This is a genomic window from Microbacterium sp. AG157 (assembly GCF_003385695.1).
GTDB lineage: Bacteria > Actinomycetota > Actinomycetes > Actinomycetales > Microbacteriaceae > Microbacterium > Microbacterium testaceum.
Genome location: NZ_QRDK01000001.1, coordinates 510743 through 529866, shown reverse-complemented (window position 1 = coordinate 529866; position 19124 = coordinate 510743). Strand labels below are relative to the sequence as shown.

The following is a 19124-nucleotide window of genomic DNA, read 5'->3' as shown; positions in this document are numbered from 1 at the left end:
ACAGCGGGATGAGCCAGACTTGACCCCATGCGCGGAATCATTCTGGCGGGCGGCACGGGCTCGCGACTCCATCCCATCACGCTGGGCATCTCCAAGCAGCTCGTGCCCGTGTACGACAAGCCGATGATCTACTACCCGCTGTCGACCCTCATCCTGGCGGGGATCCGCGACATCCTCATCATCACCACCCCTCAGGATGCCGAGCAGTTCCAGCGTCTCCTCGGTGACGGGTCCCGTTTCGGCATCCACCTCACCTATCGAGTGCAGCCGTCGCCCGACGGTCTCGCGCAGGCCTTCATCCTGGGGGAGGAGCACATCGGCTCCGAGCCCGTGGCCCTCGTCCTGGGCGACAACATCTTCTACGGCCAGGGCATGGGGACGCGCTTGCGCCAGTACACCGAGCTCGACGGCGGCGTGGTGTTCGGGTACCGCGTCGCCGACCCCACCGCCTACGGCGTCGTGGAGTTCGACGCGAACGGACGTGTCGTCTCGCTCGAGGAGAAGCCGGTCGTCCCGAAGAGCGACTACGCCGTCCCCGGACTCTACTTCTACGACAACGACGTCATCGAGATCGCACGTGATCTGAAGCCCTCGGCCCGCGGTGAGCTCGAGATCACCGATGTCAACCGCACCTATCTGGAGCAGGGGCGCCTGCGCGTCGAACTGCTGCCGCGCGGGACGGCCTGGCTCGACACCGGGACCTTCGACTCGCTCAGCGAGGCCACGGAGTTCATCCGCACGGTCGAGAAGCGTCAGGGGCTCTCCATCGGCTGCCCCGAGGAGGTCGCGTGGCGCATGGGCTTCCTCACCGACGACGAACTGCGGGATCGTGCCGAGCCGCTGGTCAAGAGCGGGTACGGCAACTACCTGTTGAAGGCACTCGCGCAGGGACACGAATGATCGACGAGAACCCCGGTCGCTTCCCCCTCGGGGGCCGACGCGCCGTCGTGTACGCGGCGACCGCCCGCAAGGGGCGCTTGTCGGGCGCCGTCCATCACGCGCTGACCGGTCTTCGAGAGCTCGCCGATCACCTGGTCGTCGTGACCGGTGCCCTGTCGGCTGACGAGCGCTCCCTGCTGGGGGAGATCGTGGACGAGATCGTCTCGCAAGGGGACGCCGGAGAGGGACTGCACGCGCACGGGCCCTTCGTCCGGTCGCAGGCCGACCGGATGAGCGTCTTCGACGAAGTGGTCCTCACCAACGATCAGTGGTTCGGTCCCGTCGGGCCCCTCCAGCCGGTCGTCGAGCGTATGGAGGATCGTTACCTCGACGTCTGGTCCCTCACCGATCGGCGCGAGGGCGTGCCGGGTTCCCGGACGGAAGGCGGCGACGGTCGCGTCCAGCTCAGCGGATACTGGCTGGCCGTGCGGCAGAGGGTGTGGCAGTCGGACGCGTGGGAGCGCCTGTGGCGGGGGATCAGCGCGACCCCGTCGGAGCGTCGCCACGCGAACGGCGCGGAGGTGGCGCTCAGCGAGCAGCTCACGGCGGCGGGTTTCCGTCTGGCCGCGGCCTTCCCCAGCGAGAACTATCCGGCGGAACACCCCGACATGTTCAATGTCGACCTGCTCCTGGCCGACGGCTGCCCGGCCGTCAAACGCGAGATCTTCAACGGCTACCCGCTCTTCTACGATCAGCACGCGATCGTCGGTCGACGCATCGCCGCGGCCATGGCGGAGCACGGGTACCCCGTCGATCTGTTGTGGAGCGATCTCGCCGCGACGGTCGCGCCCAAGCGCCTCCACACCAACGGCGCCATGCTCGAGGTGCTTCCCGACCGCGAGCTCGCGACCGGGCATGTGCCCTTGCGCATCCTGGGCGTCGTCCACGTCGTCGACCTCGAGCCCCTGCCCGAGCTGATCGCCCGTACCGTGCGCGTGCCCGGGATCGAGCGGATCGTGTTCACGATGGCGGATGCGAACCATCGCGGTTCCATAGAGGCCGCGTGGGAGACGGCGGAGGCCCCCGAGGGGGTCGCCTTCGACGTCCGAGAGGCCCTCGGCCGGAACACCCCCGACACCGCCGTGGTCTTCGACGAGTGTCGAGACCTCGCCCTGGACGGGGGCTTCGACCTCGTCCTGGCCGTCCACACCGGGGCCGCCGCATCGTCGACGCGTAACGCGCGTTTCTACTTCGAGCGCCAGCAGTACGACTGCCTGCTGCACAGCCCGGGGTACACGGCCAACGTCATCCAGCTCTTCCGTGATCGCGCGTCGCTCGGCGTCGTCTTCCCCCCCACTCCGCACATCGGCATGTCCACGCTCGGCGAGGGCTGGAGGGGACAGGCGGATGCCGTCGCGAAGACGATGGAGCGCTTGGGCATCGACGTCCCGCTCGACTGGGCCAGCCCGCTCGCCCCGGTCGGGGGGATGTGGATCGGGCGGCCGGAGGCGCTGCGACTGCTGGGGGAGCAGAAGTGGCCGGTCGGAGAAGAGGCGAGCCTCGTCCACACGCGGTTGCACGCGTACGCGGCAGGGGAGCGCGGCTACCACGCCCGTACGGTCTCGACGGCGGAGCATGCCGGCCTCAGCCACGGCTCGCTGGAATACACCACCGATTTCATGTCGCGGACCTCGTACGGCTACGCCGCGGGATACACGGCACTCCTGCACCGCGCCGGTCCCATCGGTGCGGGCCGCGGTGTCGATTTCGCCCGCATGTGGGTGCGCTACCGGCGTCCGCATTGGTGGGGCACGCTCTCGCGCCTCGGGCGCGCGGCACGCATTGCGCGGGCGGTCGGCCGCTCCGTTCGACGACGACTCCGAAAGGGAGCCTGACGTGGAAACCCCTCACGGCACCATGAGCCGCGCCATCGTCTACGTGATCTACGACAAGAGAGGTCGCGTCGACGAGAGCGTCCTGTTCGCGCTGCGGGGACTTCGTCCCTTCGCGCAACGCCTCGTCGCCGTCGTGAACGGGCGTCTGCGCGACGATGCCCGCGCCGGGCTCGAACTCGTCGCCGACGACGTGCTGCAGCGCGAGAACACCGGTATGGACATCTGGGGGCAGAAGGCGGGTCTGGAGGTCCTCGGGGACGACATCGAATCGTACGACGAGGTTCTGCTCACCAACGACACCTGGTACGGACCGGTACGCCCGTTCGGTCCCGTCTTCGAGCGGATGGATGCCGAGGACGTCGACTTCTGGGGCCTCACCGACCACCCGCGGGTCGAGCTCGATCAGTCGTGGACCGGGGAGGTGATCCCGTACCACCTCCAGTCGTTCTGGATCGCCGTCCGCCGTCGGATGTTCTCCTCCGCCGAGTGGAAGAGCTATTGGGAGGGATTGCCGGTCCTGCAGGACTGGACCGAAGCCGTGACCCGGCACGAGGTCACCTTCACCGACCGTTTCGCCTCCCTCGGCTATCGGCACGCCGTCGTGTTCCCCCATCAGGACTACGACACCGAGAACCCGTCGATCTTCAATGCGGCGCAGATGCTCGACGCGGGCAACCCGATCGTCAAGCGCAAGCCATTCTTCTTCTGGCCGATCACCATGGACCACGAGGCGTCCATCGGCAAGTGGCTCCTCGACAAGGTCGAGTCGTACGGGTATCCGCGCCGGCTGGTCCTGTCGTCGGCCGCGCGGACGTCACCCCCGCGCGACCTGACGACCGACCTCGGGATGACGGACGTCCTTCCCGACATCGACGTGTCGTACGACCCGGAGCGCCCTCTTCGGATCGTCGTCGTGGCTCATATCTTCTACGTCGACATGACCGACGAGATCCTCGACCGGGGCGATCTCCTTCCCTGCGACTACGACCTCGTCGTCACGACTCCGGACGCTCATCGGGCGGAAGCCATCGAAGAGATCCTCGCGGCGCGCGCGCGCCCGGGGCGCCGTACCGAGGTTCGTGTGCTCCCCTCCAACGACGGGCGCGACCAGAGCGCGTTCCTCATCGAGTGTCGCGACATCATCCTGGGCGACGACTACGACCTGATCGTGAAGGTGCACACCAAGCGCACGCCCCAGCAGGGATTCACGGTCGGTCAGCATTTCAAGTCGCAGCAGCTCGACAATCTCCTCCCGAACGCGGGGTACGCGGCCAACCTCGTCGCCCTCTTCCAGAAGGAGGAGGGCCTGGGCCTCGCGTACCCGCCGATGATCCACATCGGTCAGGGAACCCTTGGCCATGCCTGGTGGGGCAACCGGCCGCGGTTCGAGCAGGTGGCCGACCAGCTGGGCATCGAGGTCCCGATCGATGCGGTGTCGCCGTTGGCGCCCTTCGGCTCGATGTACGTCGCCCGTCCCCGCGCCCTCCGCCTTCTCGCGGAACAGCGTTGGCGGTACAGCGAGTTCGGCGGCAAAGAGGCGTATAAGGACGGCGGGCTCGCGCACGTCCTCGAGCGGATGCCTTCCTACGCGGCAGCGGAGAACGGCTTCCACACGCGTACGGTCCTCACCGCGGAATACGCCGCCCTGAGCCACACGGCCCTCGAGTTCAAGCTGGACGAACTCGCCGCGACCATTCCCGGGACGCTGCGCGACAAGGCCCTCTTCCTGCAGCGGGCCGGGTGGATCGGCACGGGACGAGCGGTCGACTTCTTCTTCATGTACCTCCGCGTCAACCGTCCGGACAAGCTCGAACAGGCGGAGAGAATGAGGCGGTTGGCGACGGCCCCGCGCCGCGCTGTCGATCGAGTGAAGCGTCTCCTGGGAGTTTCCAGCACGCCGTCCACATGAGCCGCAGATAGAATTCTGCTCTCCCGAAAGACGATGGTCAGGCTTGGAAAAAACACAAAGATTCGCGGTCCTCGAGGCATTGCCGTTCGCTACCGTCGATGCGCGTGGAATGACACTGCCCGGTCGCGGGGGGAAGATCCGTGAGCTCTTCGCTCGCCGGGACCTCCTTTTCCTGCTGATCCGGCGTGACCTTCAAGCGCGGTACCGGGACAGCTTCCTCGGGTTCCTCTGGACTGTCATCCGCCCATTGATTCAGTTCCTCATGTACTTCATCGTGCTGGGGCAGTTCCTGCGCGCCGCCGAGGGCATTCCGAACTTCGCCATCTACCTCTTCGCCGGCCTTACGCTGTACCAGTTCTTCAACGACACGGTGGCGGGCGCGACGGGATCGATCTTGATGAACGGCGGGCTGGTCAAGAAGATCTATCTCCCCCGTGAGATCTTCCCCTTCGCCAGTGTGGGAGGCGCAGGGTTCATGTTCCTGGTGCAGCTCGCCGTCCTCGTCGTGGCCGCCCTCATCTTCGGCGCCCTCCCCGAGCCCGCACAGATGCTGTGGTTCTTCCCGTCGCTCGGTCTCGTGCTGCTGTACGGCACGGCCATCGGTCTGCTCCTGAGCGCAGTGAACGTCTATCTTCGCGACATTCAGTACCTGACTGAGGTCGTTTTGATGCTCGCCATGTGGGCTTCGCCGATCGTGTACTCATGGCGGATGGTGAGCGATGTGATCGCCCGTTTCTCATTGCCGTCGTGGATGTTGGAGATCTACCTCGCTAACCCGTTGACGCTCGCCATCCTGGGATTCCACAAGACATTCTGGGGGGCGGGTTCCCCGTCTGACTACCCGCCGAATCTGGAGTTGCGCATGCTGATCGCGGGTGTCGTGGGTCTCGTCTTCCTGGTGGTCGCTCACCGTGTGTTCACCCGCCTTCAGGGCAACTTCGCGCAGGAGCTGTGACCGTGACGACGACAGTGGCCCCCGTGGTCGTGAGACTCACCGATGTGCGCAAGCGTTTCAAGGTGCGCCGCGACAACAACCTGAAAGACCGCATCGTCCACCTTGGGCGACAGGGCAAACGGCACCGCGAGGATTTCGTTGCGGTGAAGGATGTGTCGATCGACATCGAAGCGGGCACGACCGTAGCCCTCATGGGCGCGAACGGCTCCGGTAAGAGCACGCTGCTGAAGCTCATCGGTGGCATCGTCTCACCGTCGGCGGGCAGCGTGCAGACGAGGGGGCGCATGGCGGCGCTCCTCGAGCTCGGCGCGGGGTTCCACCCCGATCTCAGCGGCCGCGAGAACATCTACCTCAATGCGTCGATCCTGGGTCTCAGCCGCTCCGAGATCGACGATCGGTTCGACGACATCGTCGAATTCAGTGGCATCAGCGATTTCATCGACACCGCGGTGAAGTTCTACTCGTCGGGAATGTACGTCCGGTTGGCCTTCTCCGTGGCCATCCACACCAACCCTGACATCCTCCTGGTCGACGAGGTTCTCGCGGTGGGCGACGAGGCGTTCCAGCGCAAGTGCATGGACCGCATCGCCCAGTTCCGCGCCGCGGGTTGCACGATCATTCTGGTGAGCCATTCGGCCCAGCAGGTCGCCGAGCTGTGCGACCGCGGCATCGTCCTGCGAAAAGGCGAGATCGTTCACGATGGCGACGTCGATGAGGCGATCGGCGTCTTGCGTGACGTGTTGGAAGGGCGCGACGAGGCCACCGCGACGGAGTCGGCCGCGGCTGCCCCCATCGCCGTCACGTCGATCGAGATCCTCGACGAGAACGGCGAGCGGCGGCGCACGTTCGCATCGGGCGAGGCCATCGACATCCGGCTCACCCTCGTCTCCAGCCACGCGATCGACACTTGGGCGGCGGGCTTCAGCGTGAACACGCCGTTGGGGCATACCGTCTTCGCGTCGAACACCGACCTGTTGAGGACTCCTCTCGAACCGATCGAGGGAGAGACGGTGGTCGATTTCCGCGTCGACGCGTTGCACCTCGGTTCCGGGACGTACCACGTGCATGCGAATGCCGTCGCCCCGGACGAGGGCGGAGTGCACGGCATCGCTCACGGGGCCACGTTCTCGGTCGAGACTCCCGTGCCGACGCTCGGATCGACGACCGCCGACGTCACCGTCGGAGTTCGCGGACGCTGAGGACGGTGCCCGCGGACTCCGCTCAGGCGGACGTCATGCCGTGATTGCTCGTCTCGTTCGTCGAGAGGCGCGCCGCCGCGAGGGTCCGGTGTTGAACCACTCCCAGCAGGACGAAGGCGAATATCAGGGCGGCTGAGCCCGCAGCCCACACGAGGGTGGGCGAGGGGATGCCGTTCCACCACCACTCCGCGCGGGCGCCCAAGCTCAGAGCGGGATCGTCGACCCCTGTCGTGTATCGGCGGATGCCGACGTGAAGCGCGACGACCATCGCGACGCTGAGCCCGACCCCCGCGAAGGTGATGCGGCTGACGGTCCAGCTCCGCTCGATGTCCACGCCCACCGACGCGACCCCGAGGAAGATGACGAGGAGCGGCAGGATGTACCGGGGTTGAACCTGAGCGCCGACCATCGCCTGAGACTGCGCGAGGAGGACGAACGGCACCAGATACAGCGCGATGAGGCTCAGCGCGAAGGCGATGACACGACGCGGTGTCATCCCGCGCGCGCCGACGAAGATCGCTCCTGCGGCCACCATCAGCGACAGGGTGGACACGACGCTGGGCATGTAGGTGTCGAGCCAGCCGAGCCCCCATCCGCCGAGGGCGCCGGCGAGCAGCGTCGGGATGTTCAAGAAGTTGGAGATGTGCTGATCGATCGTCAGCGGCACCGGGTCCAGCGAGAGGCCCGTCACGACGGCGCTTCCCTGCCGCGCCGAGAGGTAGAACCCGACGGCCGCGACCGCGATGACGATCGCGGCGGCAGCTGCCGCCCACATCGAGCGGCCCTTCCGGGCTCCCAGGATGACGGCGAGCACGATGGAGAGCAGAGCGTACGCCGCGGAGTCGGCCCTCGCCCCGGCGCCCATGACACCGCCCAGGACCGCGAGTCCGGCCAGCGCCCAACGTCGTCGGCCGTCCGTGAGCATCGCGCCGTACAGACAGACCCACACCGTCGCGGCGGAGATGTATGCCCACGCAGAAGGATTGGTGGACGCGGCCACGAACATTCCCAGGGGGACGGCAGACCCGACGGCCGAGACGACGAGGGCCGGCCGCAGCCTCCGGGGCAGAGCGAAGAAGACGGCCGAGAGCACTCCGACGGTGAGTGCCGAGTTGAAGATGCGGATGACGAGCACCGAGGTCTGGATGTCGTCGCTCGCGAAGATCGACATCGTGCCGTAGAACAGCGGCGGGTATAGGCCCACGTTCACGCGGGGTGTGTCGCTCATTCCCGTCTCGCTCGGGTTCCAGCACGACCCGCTGACCTCGGGCTTGAAGGCGAAGCACGCGGCGTCCGTCAGGGGAGTGAGGACGCTCCGGGTCTCCGGCTCGCTGCCGGGCGCACACAGGCCCGGGCGTTCTCCGAGCCCGCACCAGATGGAGGGGAGATGGAAGTCGTCGTCGGGGGACGAACCCACGGGGCTCGCGAAGGCCCAGGACACGAGCGACAGGAAGAGGAGAACGGGGATGGCGACGGCGAGGGCCAGGGCACCCCGTCCGCGCGCAGGGGCGGCTGTCGTAGAGGCGGTCGTCACCAGAGCATCGTAGTCGGAGCCCGCGGTGCGCATCCGTAGGTCGGCGGGACCGGTGGATAGGATGGCGGAGACATGACCATCACTACCGACAGAATTCTGGTGATCGTTCCCGCGTGGAACGAGGCCGCCAACGTCGGTTCGACGATCGCCGAGATCCGGGCCGCCGACCCCGCCTACGACGTCGTCGTCGTCGATGACGGATCGGTGGACGGAACCGGCGACGTCGCGGTCGCGGCCGGCGCTCGCGTTCTCACTCTGCCGTTCAACCTCGGGGTGGGCGGGGCGATGAAGACCGGTTTCACCTTCGCGCAGCGCGAGGGGTACCACCGGGCCATCCAGGTGGACGCCGATGGTCAGCACAATCCCGCCGATGTCGCGCGGGTGCTCGCGGGGCTCGCGAACGCCGACATCTCGATCGGCGCCCGTTTCGCCGAGGTCGGCGACTACACGGTGCGTGGCCCCCGGAGGTGGGCCATGGTGGTGTTGGCGAGCGTCGTCTCCCGCGTCGCCGGTACGCGCCTGACGGACGTGACGAGCGGGTTCCGCGCCGCCAACCGTCGCGCGATCGACCAATACGTGCGGTACTACCCGGCCGAGTATCTCGGTGACACCCTCGACTCGCTCGTCGAGGCTGTTCACGCGGGTCTCACCGTCACCCAGGTCCCGGTGGCGATGCGCCCGCGCGTGCACGGCAAACCCAGCCAGAACCCGCTCGGAGCGAGCGTGTACCTGCTTCGTTCCGTCTTCGCGCTCACGCTCGCGGTCCTGCGCGGAACGCTTCGTCGGAGGCCCCGCGCATGACCATCGCCGCTCTGGGGTTCGGCCTCTTCGTCCTCGTGCTCATCGTCGTCTTCCTGATGCGCCGACAGCTGCGTGAGAAGTACGCCACGCTGTGGCTCGTCGTGGGTCTCGCCATCCTGGTCCTGGGTGTGTTCCCCGGTCTGCTCGGCTGGCTCGCCGCGTTCCTCGGGGTCGCCGTCCCGTCGAACCTGCTCTTCGCGCTCGCGCTCGCTCTGCTTGTCGGTGTGGCTCTGCACCTGTCGTGGGAGCTCTCCCGTGCAGAGGAAGAGATCCGCCGAGTCGCCGAAGAAGTCGCGATCCTGCGTACCCAGGTCGACTCCTTGAGGTCGGGCTCCCCGGCGGAGGAGCCCGCGGGTGAGCGCCCCACGGGCGAAGAACCGCGGTCGTCCGGTGGCTCGGGCAGCTGAGGGGCGCACCGGCGCCCTGACCTACATCCTCGCCGCGACCGCCATCGCGGGTGCCGTCGGTTACGCGATCCAGCTCCTCGCCCCCGTCCTGCTGCCGGACAGCGAGTCGTACCTGGGTTTCAGCGTCTATTGGTCGACGGTGTACGTTCTCGTCGCCGCTCTCGCGGGGGTGCAGCAGGAGATCTCACGGGCCACCACACCCGGCGAGACGCCGGCGAGCGGCGCCACGCTCCGGTCGTTCGCCCTCCTGATCGCCGGGGCCGCCGCCGTCGTGGCGGTGGTGACGGCCCTCGTCGTCGCGCCCTCGGCCTTCCCCGACGACACTGTCGGCTCCGCGTTTTGGATCGTCGTGGCGGTGGTCGGGTACGTCGCCACAGCGGTCTTGGCGGGCGTGCTGTACGGCCTGTCGATGTGGCGGGTCGTCGCCGCTCTCGCCGTCGCCGACGCCCTGCTGCGGGCGGTCCTGGTCGGACTCGCCCTGGTGGCCCACGCTCCCCATGCGTGGATCGCCGCGGCTGTCTCGGTGCCTTTCGGAGGCGCTTTCCTCCTGGCCTGGTTCTTCGTGCGCCGACGGATCGTCGGCAACTTCCGCCTCGACGTGGGCGCACGCCGACTGATCGTGAACACCGTCAGCACGGTGACGGCCGCCGCCGCGACCGGTCTGATCGTCACCGGTGTCCCCGTCGTCCTCCGCACGACGATGCCCGACGTCGACGCCGGGATCCTGGCATCCCTCGTCCTGACCATCACCATCACGCGCGCGCCCCTCATCGTGCCGATCATGGCTCTGCAGAGCTACCTCATCGTCGACTTCCGATCGAGCGAAAGGCCGCTTGGACGACGCCTCGCCACGTACCTGGCGGCGCTCGCCGCGGTGACGGCGGTGGGTGCCGCGCTGGCCGTCTTCTTCGCAGAGCCCCTCCTGTCGCAGTTCACGAACGGTCGGTACGAGGTGCCGGGGTGGGTCGCGGGCGGCATCGTCGCGAGCGCGGGGGCGGTCGCTGCGCTCTGCGTGACCGGGCCGGCGCTGCTGAGCCGATCCCGCCACGACTGGTACGTCGGGGGGTGGCTCCTCGCCGCGCTGGCGACGGTGCTCCTGCTCCTGCTCTTGCCGGCAGGACCCTACGAGCGCGTCGTCGTGGCGCTCGCGGTGGCGCCCCTGCTCGGCATCGTCGTCCACGTCGTCGCGCTGCGCCTGCCCGCTCGGGGAACCACAGCAACGGCACGATAGACTTCCGTGCACCCGTCGGACCGCCCCGGGGCAACAGGAGATCCGAAACCCATGACGTCTAGCGAACCCCGCAAACGCGCCCTCATCACCGGCATCACCGGACAGGACGGCAGTTATCTCGCCGAACTCCTGCTCTCGAAGGGGTATGAGGTCCACGGCTTGATCCGACGGTCGTCCTCGTTCAACACGCAGCGCATCGACCACGTCTATCAGCCCGCGCAGGCGGACGACCACCGCCTGTTCCTCCACTTCGGAGACCTGTCCGACGGTTCGCGCCTGGTCACCCTGCTCAACGAGATCCAGCCCCACGAGGTGTACAACCTCGCGGCGCAGTCCCACGTCCGTGTCAGCTTCGACGAGCCCGAGTACACGGGCGACATCACGGGCGTCGGCACGACCCGGCTGCTCGAGGCTATCCGTGCGGCCCACGTCGATTGCCGTTTCTATCAGGCGTCGAGCTCCGAGATGTTCGGGGCGACCCCGCCGCCGCAGAACGAGGACACCCCGTTCTACCCCCGCTCTCCGTACGGCGTCGCGAAGCTCTACTCGTACTGGATCACCCGCAACTACCGCGAGGCCTACGACCTCTTCGCGGTCAACGGCATCCTGTTCAACCACGAATCGCCCCGTCGTGGTGGCACCTTCGTCACCCGCAAGATCACCCGCGCGGCGGCGCGCATCAAGGCGGGTCTGCAGTCGGAGCTGTACCTGGGCAACCTCGACGCCGTGCGTGACTGGGGCTATGCGCCCGAGTACGTCGAAGGCATGTGGCGCATGCTCCAGCACGACGAGCCCACCGACTACGTGCTCGCCACGAACACGGCTTACACGGTCAAGGACTTCCTGCGCTTCACCTTCGAGCACGTCGGCCTCGATTGGGAGAAGTACGTCAAGTTCGACGAGCGCTACCTCCGTCCCACCGAGGTCGATGCGCTCATCGGCGACTACGGCCGGGCCAAGGATCTGCTCGGCTGGGAGCCGAAGGTCCACACACCTCGCCTCGCGCAGATCATGGTCGACGCCGACGCCGCAGCCCTCGAGGTCGAGGGTCGCCCGTTCATCGACCAGGTCCAGAGCTGAGGGCGGGTGCGCGCCCTTCTCACCGGCGGCACCGGTATGCTCGGCTCGAGCATCGTCGATGCGTGGCGAACGCACCGACCCGATGACGAGCTTGTCGTGCCCTCGCGGGGCGACGTCGACCTGACCGATCCCGCCGCCACGCGCGACATCGTGCGGGACGTCGCGCCCGACGTCGTCATCCACTCCGCTGCCTTCGTCGGTGGGATCGGCGACAAGGTCGCCCGGCCGCTGCCCTACCTGCTGGACAACCTCCGTATCGACGCGTCTGTGCTCGCCGCGGCGGTAGCCGCGGAGGTGCCGCGTTATCTCTACGTCGCCTCCGCGGCCGCGTACCCGGCGGCCGCACCCAACCCGATCGCCGAGGAGTCGCTCTTCGACGGCCGCTTGGAGCCGGCGAACGAAGGGTACGGCCTGGCCAAGCTCACCGGACTCACCGCGGTGGGTTACGCCGCGCGGCAGACGGGGGCGGCATACCGGTCGATCCTGCCCTCGAACCTCTACGGTCCGCGCGACTCGTTCGACCCCTCGCGCTCGCATCTCATCGCCTCGACGCTGCTCAAGACCCACCGTGCGCATGTGTCGGCTGCGGATCACGTCGAGGTGTGGGGGGACGGAACCGCACGACGCGAGTTCACGTTCGCCCCCGACCTCGCCCGATGGATGGTCGCGTCGCTCGACCACATGACCTCCTGGCCGGAGTTCATGAACATCGGGGCGGGGTACGACCACAGCATCCGCGAGTTCTACGAGGTGGCCAGCGACGTCGTCGGCTACCGGGGAGGACTCGCGTTCGACACCTCGAAGCCGAGCGGCGTTCCCCGACGGCTCATCGATTCGACTCGCGTGCGCGCCCACGGTTGGGCGCCTCAGACCACTATCCGTGACGGAATGGCGCAGTGCTACGACGCCTTCCTCACCCGCTCCGACACCGAAGGACTCCGATGAACCGCGAACCGGCCTACCCCCTTGCCACCACGACGTGGGATGACGCCGAATACGCAGCGCTCCAGGACGTTATCGCCGGCGGGCGCTTCACCAACGGCCCCCGCGTTCGCGAGTTCGAGAGCGCCTTCGCTGCGCACTTCGGCGCGCAGTTCGCCGTGATGGTCAACTCCGGCAGCTCCGCGAACCTCATCGCCGTCGCGGCTGCCGTTCTCGACCCGCGCTTCGACCTGTCGCGCGGCGACGAAGTGCTCGTGCCCGCGGTGTCGTGGCCGACCACGTACTACCCGCTCTCGCAGTACGGCCTCCGGCCCCGTTTCGTCGACATCGACCTCGACACGCTCAACGTCGACCTCGATCTGCTTGAGGCGGCCATCGGGCCGCGGACGAGGGCCATCATGGCCGTCAATCTGCTCGGCAATCCCAACGACCTCACGCGTCTGCGCGCGATCGCCGAGACCCACGGTCTCGTGCTCCTCGAGGACAACTGCGAGTCCCTCGGCGCCGTCCATGACGGGATCAATGCCGGAACCGCGGGCCTGGCGGGCACCTTCAGCTCGTTCTTCTCGCACCACATCGCCACGATGGAGGGCGGACTCATCGTCACGGACGACGAGCAGCTCTACCAGGAGATGCTGTCGCTGCGGTCCCACGGGTGGACCCGTGAGCTGCCCGATCGCAACCACGTGCACAACAAGAGCGGTGACGCCTGGGACGACCTCTTCCGGTTCGTCCTCCCGGGCTACAACGTGCGTCCCCTCGAGATGGAGGGCGCCCTCGGGATCGAGCAGCTGAAGAAGGTGCCCGCTCTCATCCAGGGGCGTCGCGACAACGCGGCCTACTTCCAGGAGCGGTTCGCCGCCATCGACGCCGTCCGGATCCAGCGGGAGACGGGACAGAGCAGCTGGTTCGGGTTCTCGATGATCCTGGAGGGCCCGTTGACGGGCCGACGGGCCGAGGTTGTGCGTGCGTTCGACGAGGCCGGGATCGAATCCCGTCCGATCGTCGCGGGCAACTTCACGCGCAACCCGGTGATGGCGCACCTCGACGCCGTCGTGCCCGAGTCGCTGCCCGCGGCCGACCGCGTCCACACGGACGGGCTCTTCGTCGGCAACCACCACTACCCGGTGACGGGCGGCCTCGACCTCGTCGCGGAGACGATCGAGCGCGCCGCGGCGAACTGATCGTTTCCGGCGGGCGGGAGCTCCCCGCCCGCGGGAAACGGGTCGCGCACGGCCGACGGGCGCTCGAACGTCGCCTTTAGCGGCCGGGGGACAGGGCCTTCTCGAAGCTGTCGAGAGTGCCGCGCGCCGTGCGCTCCCACGAGAACTCCGCCGCCCGGGCCGGACCGCGGGCCGAGAGGTCGGCCATGACATCGGGCCGGGTGGATGCCGTGACCATGGCGTCGGCGATCGACTGCAGATCGTCGGGGTCGATGAAGAGAGCGACGTCGCCCACGACCTCGCGGTACACCGGGATGTCGCTGATGATCACGGGGACACCCGCCATCATCGCCTCCAGGGCGGGCAGGGAGAACCCGTCGGCGAAAGACGGCATCGCCAGCGCCGTGGCGGTCGAGTAGAGGTCGCGCATCTCTTCGTCGCTGACCCAGCTCTTCAGATCGACCCACTTCTGCATCCCCGTCTCCGCGACCACCTCGACGAGGGGATCGTCTCCGTGGCTCCCTGTCACGACGACGCGCGGGCGGTGCTGTTCGGGCACGAGAGGCAGAGCGCGGATGAGTGAGGGCCAGTTCTTGTGCGGCCTGCGGTTGCCCGTGGCGAGCACCATCGGTCCGTTCTCGCCCGCGCGCGAGCGGTCGGCCCCGGGTACCGCGGTTCCGGCGAGGGGGACGAGGTCGACGCGCGCGGCGGGGACCTTGAGGTATCGCAGGATCGCCTGGCGGGACTCTTCGCTGATGGTGAGGACTCGCGTCGCGTTGCGCGCCGCGAGGCGCTCCATCAGCTTGACCGGCGCGGTGTAGAGCGGCGTCGACATGAACTGGGGGTGGCTCCAGTAGAGCATGTCGTGCATGGTGAGGACCGCCGGCATCCGCGTGTGAGCGGGGCCGAGGATCATCGGTGAGTGGAGGAGGTCCGCCCGGGCACGGGACGCGGCCCGGCCGCACGTGAGTTCACCCCAGGCCCACTGGAATCGGTTCTCTCCGCTGATACCGGAGTCGATCGTCTCTCCGGGGAACCACGACCGGTCGAGGGCGTATCCCTCGCGGCTGAAGTAGCCCACGTACTCGTGCTCGGGAGCAAGACGACCGATCTCCCGGTACAGCTGACGCGCGTAGATCTCCATGCCGCCCTTTTTTCCGGTCAGCGAGAGCAGGTCGACGAAGATTCGTGCCATGGGTCTGGTGGTCCATTTCGGGCGGGGACGGATGAGTGTGCGGGCGGCCGTTCAGCGCCCCGGTGCCTCAGATCGAGAGCACGTGCGCAAGGGCAGATCTTATCCCCGCGCGCGTCCCCTTCCTCAGCACCGTCGGGAGTTCGGCGGCGCCGTGGAGCCGCGAGACGATGCGCAACCGCGCTGTCCTGCGTGTCCGCCGCCATCCGAGGTCGTCCGCGAGGCGGGCGGCGAGTGCGTAGTACCGCCGCTCGTCGGCGAAACGTTCTCCGTCCAACAGCGTCTTCTGGGAGGCGCTCTCGCTGTGCCTGCGGTAAGAGAAAGCGATCTCCGGGTCGTAGGCGAGGGTTGCCCCCGCGAACGCCATGTCCATGAGGAGGGCGAGGTCCTGGATGACGGGGAAGCCGTCGCGGAAATCGAATCGGCGGATGGTCTCGGTCCGGAAGGTCAGCGACGGCCAGTACAGCCAGTTACCGCGGATGAGGCTGGTCGCCATCTCGGGCCCGCGCAGGACTGCGATGTCCGTGCCTCGCCGCGGGGCCAGGAGGTCGTGCTTGACCCGGTCTGTCAGGGGCTGCGACGGGGCGCCGTGCTCATCGATGACCTGCACTCCCGGTTGGATCACGTCGGCGTGCGGGACGGCGGCGATGGTCCGCTTCACGACCTCGACGTAGTTGGGGCGCAGGAGGTCGTCGCAGCCCAGGATGGTGAGGTGTGTGGCCTCGGCGCGTCGCACGCATTCACGGAAGTTCTCGGTGATGCCGACATTCTCGGTATTGCGCGTGTAGGTCACGCGTGCGTCGTCGAGGTTTTGGAAGAAGTCGGCGACCGAGACGTCTGGATAGCAGTCGTCGATGACGGTGAGACGCCAATCGGGGTCGTTCTGCGCCTGCACCGAGCGCACGGCGTCGTACAGCAGGCCCGGGTCGCCCCAGAACGGGATGAAGACGTCGAAGGTCATGCCGAGGCGAGCACCCCGCGGAAGTACTCCACCGTCCGCTCGAGTCCGGCGCGCAGCGCGATCGTCGGCTCCCAGCCGAGCTCTCGACGCGCGAGGTCGATGTTGGGCTGCCGCTGCTTGGGGTCGTCCTGGGGGAGGGCCCGGTGCTCGATGGTCGACGAGCTGCCCGTGATTTCGAGCACGGCGTTCGCGAGCTCGAGCATCGTGAACTCGCCGGGGTTGCCGACGTTGATGGGTCCGGTCACCGAGTGGTCGGTGTTCATGAGACGCACCATGCCGTCGACGAGGTCGTCGACGAAGCAGAACGAGCGGGTCTGCGAGCCGTCGCCGTAGATGGTAATGGGCTCTCCGCGCAACGCCTGCACGATGAAGTTCGACACCACTCGGCCGTCGTTGGGGTGCATGCGGGGGCCGTAGGTGTTGAAGATGCGGATGACCTTGATCGACAGGTCGTGCTGACGCCGGTAGTCGAAGAAGAGCGTCTCGGCGGCGCGCTTACCTTCGTCGTAGCAGGAGCGGGTGCCGATGGGGTTGACGTTGCCCCAGTAGTCCTCGGTCTGCGGGTGAACGGCCGGGTCGCCGTAGACCTCGGAGGTCGAGGCCTGCAGGATCGGCACACGCAAGCGCTTGGCGAGACCGAGCATGTTGATCGCACCCATGACGCTGGTCTTGGTGGTCTGCACCGGGTCGTGCTGGTAGTGCACGGGGGAGGCGGGGCACGCCAGGTTGTAGATCTGGTCGACCTCGACGTAGAGCGGAAAGGTCACGTCGTGACGCATCAGCTCGAAGCGGGGGTTGTCGAAGAGGTGCTCGACGTTGCGGCGGGAACCCGTGAAGAAGTTGTCGACGCAGATGACCTCGTTGCCCTCGGCGAGGAGGCGTTCCGACAAGTGGGACCCGATGAAGCCGGCTCCGCCGGTGATCAAAACTCTCGATGACACTTCCTCACCCTATCAGCGGGGTCATCTGCGCCCACGGGGAGGGCGGTCAGCGCGTGGTCGACACCATCCGTGCCTGACCGAACGTCCGCCCCAGGGCACCCTCGAGGCGTCCCACGAACATGGGCCAGCCGTCCAGGAGAGTGATCGGCCGGGGATTGCGCACGCCGTAGAGCAGACCCGCGCCGGTGAACGCCGCCCGCCACCACAGCGGGTAGCCGTGCATCGCGAAAGCGCGGCCGGTTCCCCGACCGTAGGCGCGGAGCTTGCGGCGCCGCTCGGCGGCACCGAGACCGAAGCCGGTCGAGATCCCGTCGACGTGGACGGATGCGGGCAGCCAGCGGAAGTCGCGGACGAGACCCGGGTCGTGCGCCAGGGCGCGCAGTAAGAGGTCGGTTCCCTCGGCCACCTGCCACGGTGTCGAGGCTCCCGGCCCCATCCGCTCGTCGAAACCGCCGACGGCGTCGAAGAGGGAGCGTCGCATCAGGATCCCCATCTCGATCACCGACCATACGTTGTACTTGTCGAGAGGGGTGCCCGGCTCGGGGAGCGTCGTCTTCGGTCCGCGCTCGTCCCACGAGGTGAACCCCCCGGCGCGGAAGGTCGCGTCGTCGACGGCGTCGTGCAGCGCGGACACGGTGCCGGCCGGATAGGTCGTGTTGTCGTTCGGGAAGGTCACGACGGCTTCACCGGCGGGGAGTGCCGCCACCCCGGTGTTTCGGCCGAGGGAGGCACCTCGACCCGAGGTCGTCGCCGACACGGCGACGCCGCGCTCGGCGAACTCCGCGGCCAGGGCGGCGACCTCGTCTTGTGCCCCCTGTGCGACGAGGACGACGTGGTCGCCTTCGCGCAGCTGCCCCTCGAGCGATGTCAGAAGGGCGCGGAGGGGATCCAGGCGTCCCAGGGTGGTCACGACGAAACCGATGTTCACCAGACGATTCTGCCTGTCTGAGCGGTCGGGTGGGGAATCAGCGCGCCTCGCGGTCGAGGATCCGGTTCCAGGCTGAGGTCGTGGCATCCCACGTGAACCGCGTCGCGTTGGCGAGACTCGCCTCGGACAGTGTGGTTCGCAGATCGGCCGAGCCCGAGATCTCCGAGAGGAGGGATGCCAGCTCTTGCGGTTGTGTCGGCGCGAAGTACCGCGCGGAATCGCCCAGGATCTCCCGATTGATGGGGATGTCGGATGCCAGGACGGGGGCGCCCAGCCGCTGCGCCTCGAGCGGCGGCAGGCCGAACCCTTCGTGCAGGGACGGCCACACGAACGCATCCGCGCGGGCGAAAGCGGCGGCGAGCTCGTCGTCGCTCACCGGACCGGTCCATCGGATCCGCTCGGGATCGATGCCACGAGAGGCCGCGTGCGGAGCCAGCTCCGGGTCGAGGTTGCCGACGAACTCGACCTCGACGTCGGAGGATTCAGGCAGGAGGGCAAGAGCGTCGATCACCGCGCGGGTGTTCTTGGCCGCTCCGTGACGGCCGAAGGCGACCACGCGCGTTCCGCGGTCGCTCGAAGGCGCCTGTCGGGGTGCGAGAGGGAGGCTGTCCGCCCCCTCGTAGACGACCTCGATGGTGGCAAGATCGACCCCGAATCGCTCGGCGATCTCGCGCTGGGACGCGTGGCTGACGGTGACGAGCCGCTGACCGCGGCGCAGCATCCCGAAGCGGACCGCGAGCTGCCACTGCACGCGGAACGGCACGGTGAAGTCCTGAGGTCGGATGGCGGGGGCGATGTCGTGGAGCACGGTGATCTGGCGGCGGTACGACACGGGGGCGATGTTCGCCAGATTCAGCAGAAGCGGTGAGCCGTGGCGACGCAGCCACCGGGGCAGCTCGAGCTGTTCCCACGGGGGGCCGGCGAGGCGCCCGACCGTTTCGGTACGGATCCCCGCCACGCTGGAGGTGTCGGCCGACGCCGGCACCAGCAGCACCACGTCGTCACGCGACTGCGCGAGATGGTGCGTCAGCTCCGTGGCGAAGCGGCGTACTCCGCCGAAGGAGTCGATGAGGAAGCGGCCGTTGACGGCGATGGTCATCGCGCGGT

General features: G+C 67.9%; 17 protein-coding genes. 11 read left to right on the top strand and 6 right to left on the bottom strand.

The genetic code is table 11. The annotated features are described in order from the left end of the window. The first annotated feature begins 27 nt into the window (after window positions 1-27). The 5 genes from rfbA (at window position 28) to DEU35_RS02540 (ending at window position 6837) form a co-directional block, all read left to right on the top strand. Entirely contained in the window at window positions 28-900 is an 873-nt protein-coding gene (gene rfbA, locus DEU35_RS02560) for a glucose-1-phosphate thymidylyltransferase RfbA (RefSeq protein WP_116238523.1), read from the top strand. Next, entirely contained in the window at window positions 897-2774 is a 1878-nt protein-coding gene (locus tag DEU35_RS02555; RefSeq protein WP_116238522.1) for a rhamnan synthesis F family protein, read from the top strand. The genes rfbA and DEU35_RS02555 overlap by 4 nt, the downstream gene beginning before the upstream one ends. 1 nt (window position 2775) lies before the next feature. After that, window positions 2776-4683: a rhamnan synthesis F family protein gene (locus tag DEU35_RS02550; RefSeq protein WP_181904552.1), complete on the top strand. Its 1908-nt coding sequence runs from the start codon at window positions 2776-2778 to the stop codon at window positions 4681-4683. 109 nt (window positions 4684-4792) lie between these two features. Then, window positions 4793-5638, top strand: a complete 846-nt coding sequence (locus DEU35_RS02545) for an ABC transporter permease (protein WP_116238520.1) — start codon at window positions 4793-4795, stop codon at window positions 5636-5638. Window positions 5639-5640: 2 nt separating this feature from the next. Next, complete coding sequence (locus DEU35_RS02540; RefSeq protein ID WP_116238884.1) at window positions 5641-6837, top strand: ABC transporter ATP-binding protein; 1197 nt, start codon at window positions 5641-5643, stop codon at window positions 6835-6837. A 22-nt stretch (window positions 6838-6859) separates the two neighbouring features. Here the strand turns inward: DEU35_RS02540 and DEU35_RS02535 are convergent, their stop codons facing one another. Continuing rightward, a complete protein-coding gene (locus DEU35_RS02535) occupies window positions 6860-8371 on the bottom strand; it encodes a DUF2142 domain-containing protein (protein WP_181904550.1) in 1512 nt (503 codons plus the stop codon). A 72-nt stretch (window positions 8372-8443) separates the two neighbouring features. On the opposite strand from DEU35_RS02535, the gene DEU35_RS02530 reads away from it, so the two are divergent. From DEU35_RS02530 to DEU35_RS02505, 6 genes are read left to right on the top strand one after another with little or no spacing between them, the layout of a single operon-like run. Continuing rightward, window positions 8444-9172, top strand: a complete 729-nt coding sequence (locus DEU35_RS02530; protein ID WP_116238518.1) for a glycosyltransferase family 2 protein — start codon at window positions 8444-8446, stop codon at window positions 9170-9172. Continuing rightward, window positions 9169-9579: a DUF2304 domain-containing protein gene (locus tag DEU35_RS02525; protein ID WP_116238517.1), complete on the top strand. Its 411-nt coding sequence runs from the start codon at window positions 9169-9171 to the stop codon at window positions 9577-9579. The genes DEU35_RS02530 and DEU35_RS02525 overlap by 4 nt, the downstream gene beginning before the upstream one ends. Next, window positions 9527-10810, top strand: a complete 1284-nt coding sequence (locus DEU35_RS02520) for a hypothetical protein (RefSeq protein ID WP_220340831.1) — start codon at window positions 9527-9529, stop codon at window positions 10808-10810. Before DEU35_RS02525 ends, DEU35_RS02520 begins: the two co-directional genes overlap by 53 nt. Window positions 10811-10861: 51 nt before the next feature. Next, window positions 10862-11890 carry a GDP-mannose 4,6-dehydratase gene (gene gmd, locus DEU35_RS02515; RefSeq protein WP_103206510.1) on the top strand — a complete coding sequence of 343 codons (1029 nt, stop codon included), beginning with the start codon at window positions 10862-10864 and terminating at the stop codon, window positions 11888-11890. Window positions 11891-11896: 6 nt separating this feature from the next. Further along, a complete protein-coding gene (locus DEU35_RS02510) occupies window positions 11897-12835 on the top strand; it encodes an NAD-dependent epimerase/dehydratase family protein (RefSeq protein ID WP_116238515.1) in 939 nt (312 codons plus the stop codon). Continuing rightward, window positions 12832-14016, top strand: coding sequence for a DegT/DnrJ/EryC1/StrS aminotransferase family protein (locus tag DEU35_RS02505; RefSeq protein ID WP_116238514.1), 1185 nt, complete (start codon window positions 12832-12834; stop codon window positions 14014-14016). The genes DEU35_RS02510 and DEU35_RS02505 overlap by 4 nt, the downstream gene beginning before the upstream one ends. 76 nt (window positions 14017-14092) lie before the next feature. Here DEU35_RS02505 and DEU35_RS02500 read toward each other — a convergent pair whose 3' ends face one another. The 5 genes from DEU35_RS02500 to DEU35_RS02480 form a co-directional block, all read right to left on the bottom strand. Continuing rightward, the gene (locus tag DEU35_RS02500; protein WP_116238513.1) at window positions 14093-15190 is read right to left on the bottom strand and encodes a glycosyltransferase family 1 protein; all 1098 of its coding nucleotides are present in this window, start codon (window positions 15188-15190) and stop codon (window positions 14093-14095) included. A 67-nt stretch (window positions 15191-15257) separates the two neighbouring features. Beyond that, window positions 15258-16148: a glycosyltransferase gene (locus tag DEU35_RS02495; protein WP_116238512.1), complete on the bottom strand. Its 891-nt coding sequence runs from the start codon at window positions 16146-16148 to the stop codon at window positions 15258-15260. Beyond that, complete coding sequence (locus tag DEU35_RS02490) at window positions 16145-17089, bottom strand: UDP-glucuronic acid decarboxylase family protein (protein WP_116238511.1); 945 nt, start codon at window positions 17087-17089, stop codon at window positions 16145-16147. The genes DEU35_RS02495 and DEU35_RS02490 overlap by 4 nt, the downstream gene beginning before the upstream one ends. A 46-nt stretch (window positions 17090-17135) precedes the next feature. After that, window positions 17136-18017 carry a glycosyltransferase family 2 protein gene (locus DEU35_RS02485; protein ID WP_103206502.1) on the bottom strand — a complete coding sequence of 294 codons (882 nt, stop codon included), beginning with the start codon at window positions 18015-18017 and terminating at the stop codon, window positions 17136-17138. Between the two features lie 37 nt (window positions 18018-18054). Next, window positions 18055-19116: a glycosyltransferase family 1 protein gene (locus tag DEU35_RS02480; RefSeq protein WP_116238510.1), complete on the bottom strand. Its 1062-nt coding sequence runs from the start codon at window positions 19114-19116 to the stop codon at window positions 18055-18057. Between the last annotated feature and the right edge of the window lie 8 nt (window positions 19117-19124).

Excerpts from the sequence above, each read along its gene's own strand:
- rfbA (WP_116238523.1), top strand. The coding sequence starts at position 28 with ATGCGCGGAATCATTCTGGCGGGCGGCACGGGCTCGCGACTCCATCCC.
- DEU35_RS02555 (WP_116238522.1), top strand. The coding sequence starts at position 897 with ATGATCGACGAGAACCCCGGTCGCTTCCCCCTCGGGGGCCGACGCGCC.
- DEU35_RS02545 (WP_116238520.1), top strand. The coding sequence starts at position 4,793 with ATGACACTGCCCGGTCGCGGGGGGAAGATCCGTGAGCTCTTCGCTCGC.
- DEU35_RS02530 (WP_116238518.1), top strand. The coding sequence starts at position 8,444 with ATGACCATCACTACCGACAGAATTCTGGTGATCGTTCCCGCGTGGAAC.
- DEU35_RS02525 (WP_116238517.1), top strand. The coding sequence starts at position 9,169 with ATGACCATCGCCGCTCTGGGGTTCGGCCTCTTCGTCCTCGTGCTCATC.
- gmd (WP_103206510.1), top strand. The coding sequence starts at position 10,862 with ATGACGTCTAGCGAACCCCGCAAACGCGCCCTCATCACCGGCATCACC.
- DEU35_RS02505 (WP_116238514.1), top strand. The coding sequence starts at position 12,832 with ATGAACCGCGAACCGGCCTACCCCCTTGCCACCACGACGTGGGATGAC.
- DEU35_RS02500 (WP_116238513.1), bottom strand. The coding sequence starts at position 15,190 with ATGGCACGAATCTTCGTCGACCTGCTCTCGCTGACCGGAAAAAAGGGC.
- DEU35_RS02495 (WP_116238512.1), bottom strand. The coding sequence starts at position 16,148 with ATGACCTTCGACGTCTTCATCCCGTTCTGGGGCGACCCGGGCCTGCTG.
- DEU35_RS02480 (WP_116238510.1), bottom strand. The coding sequence starts at position 19,116 with ATGACCATCGCCGTCAACGGCCGCTTCCTCATCGACTCCTTCGGCGGA.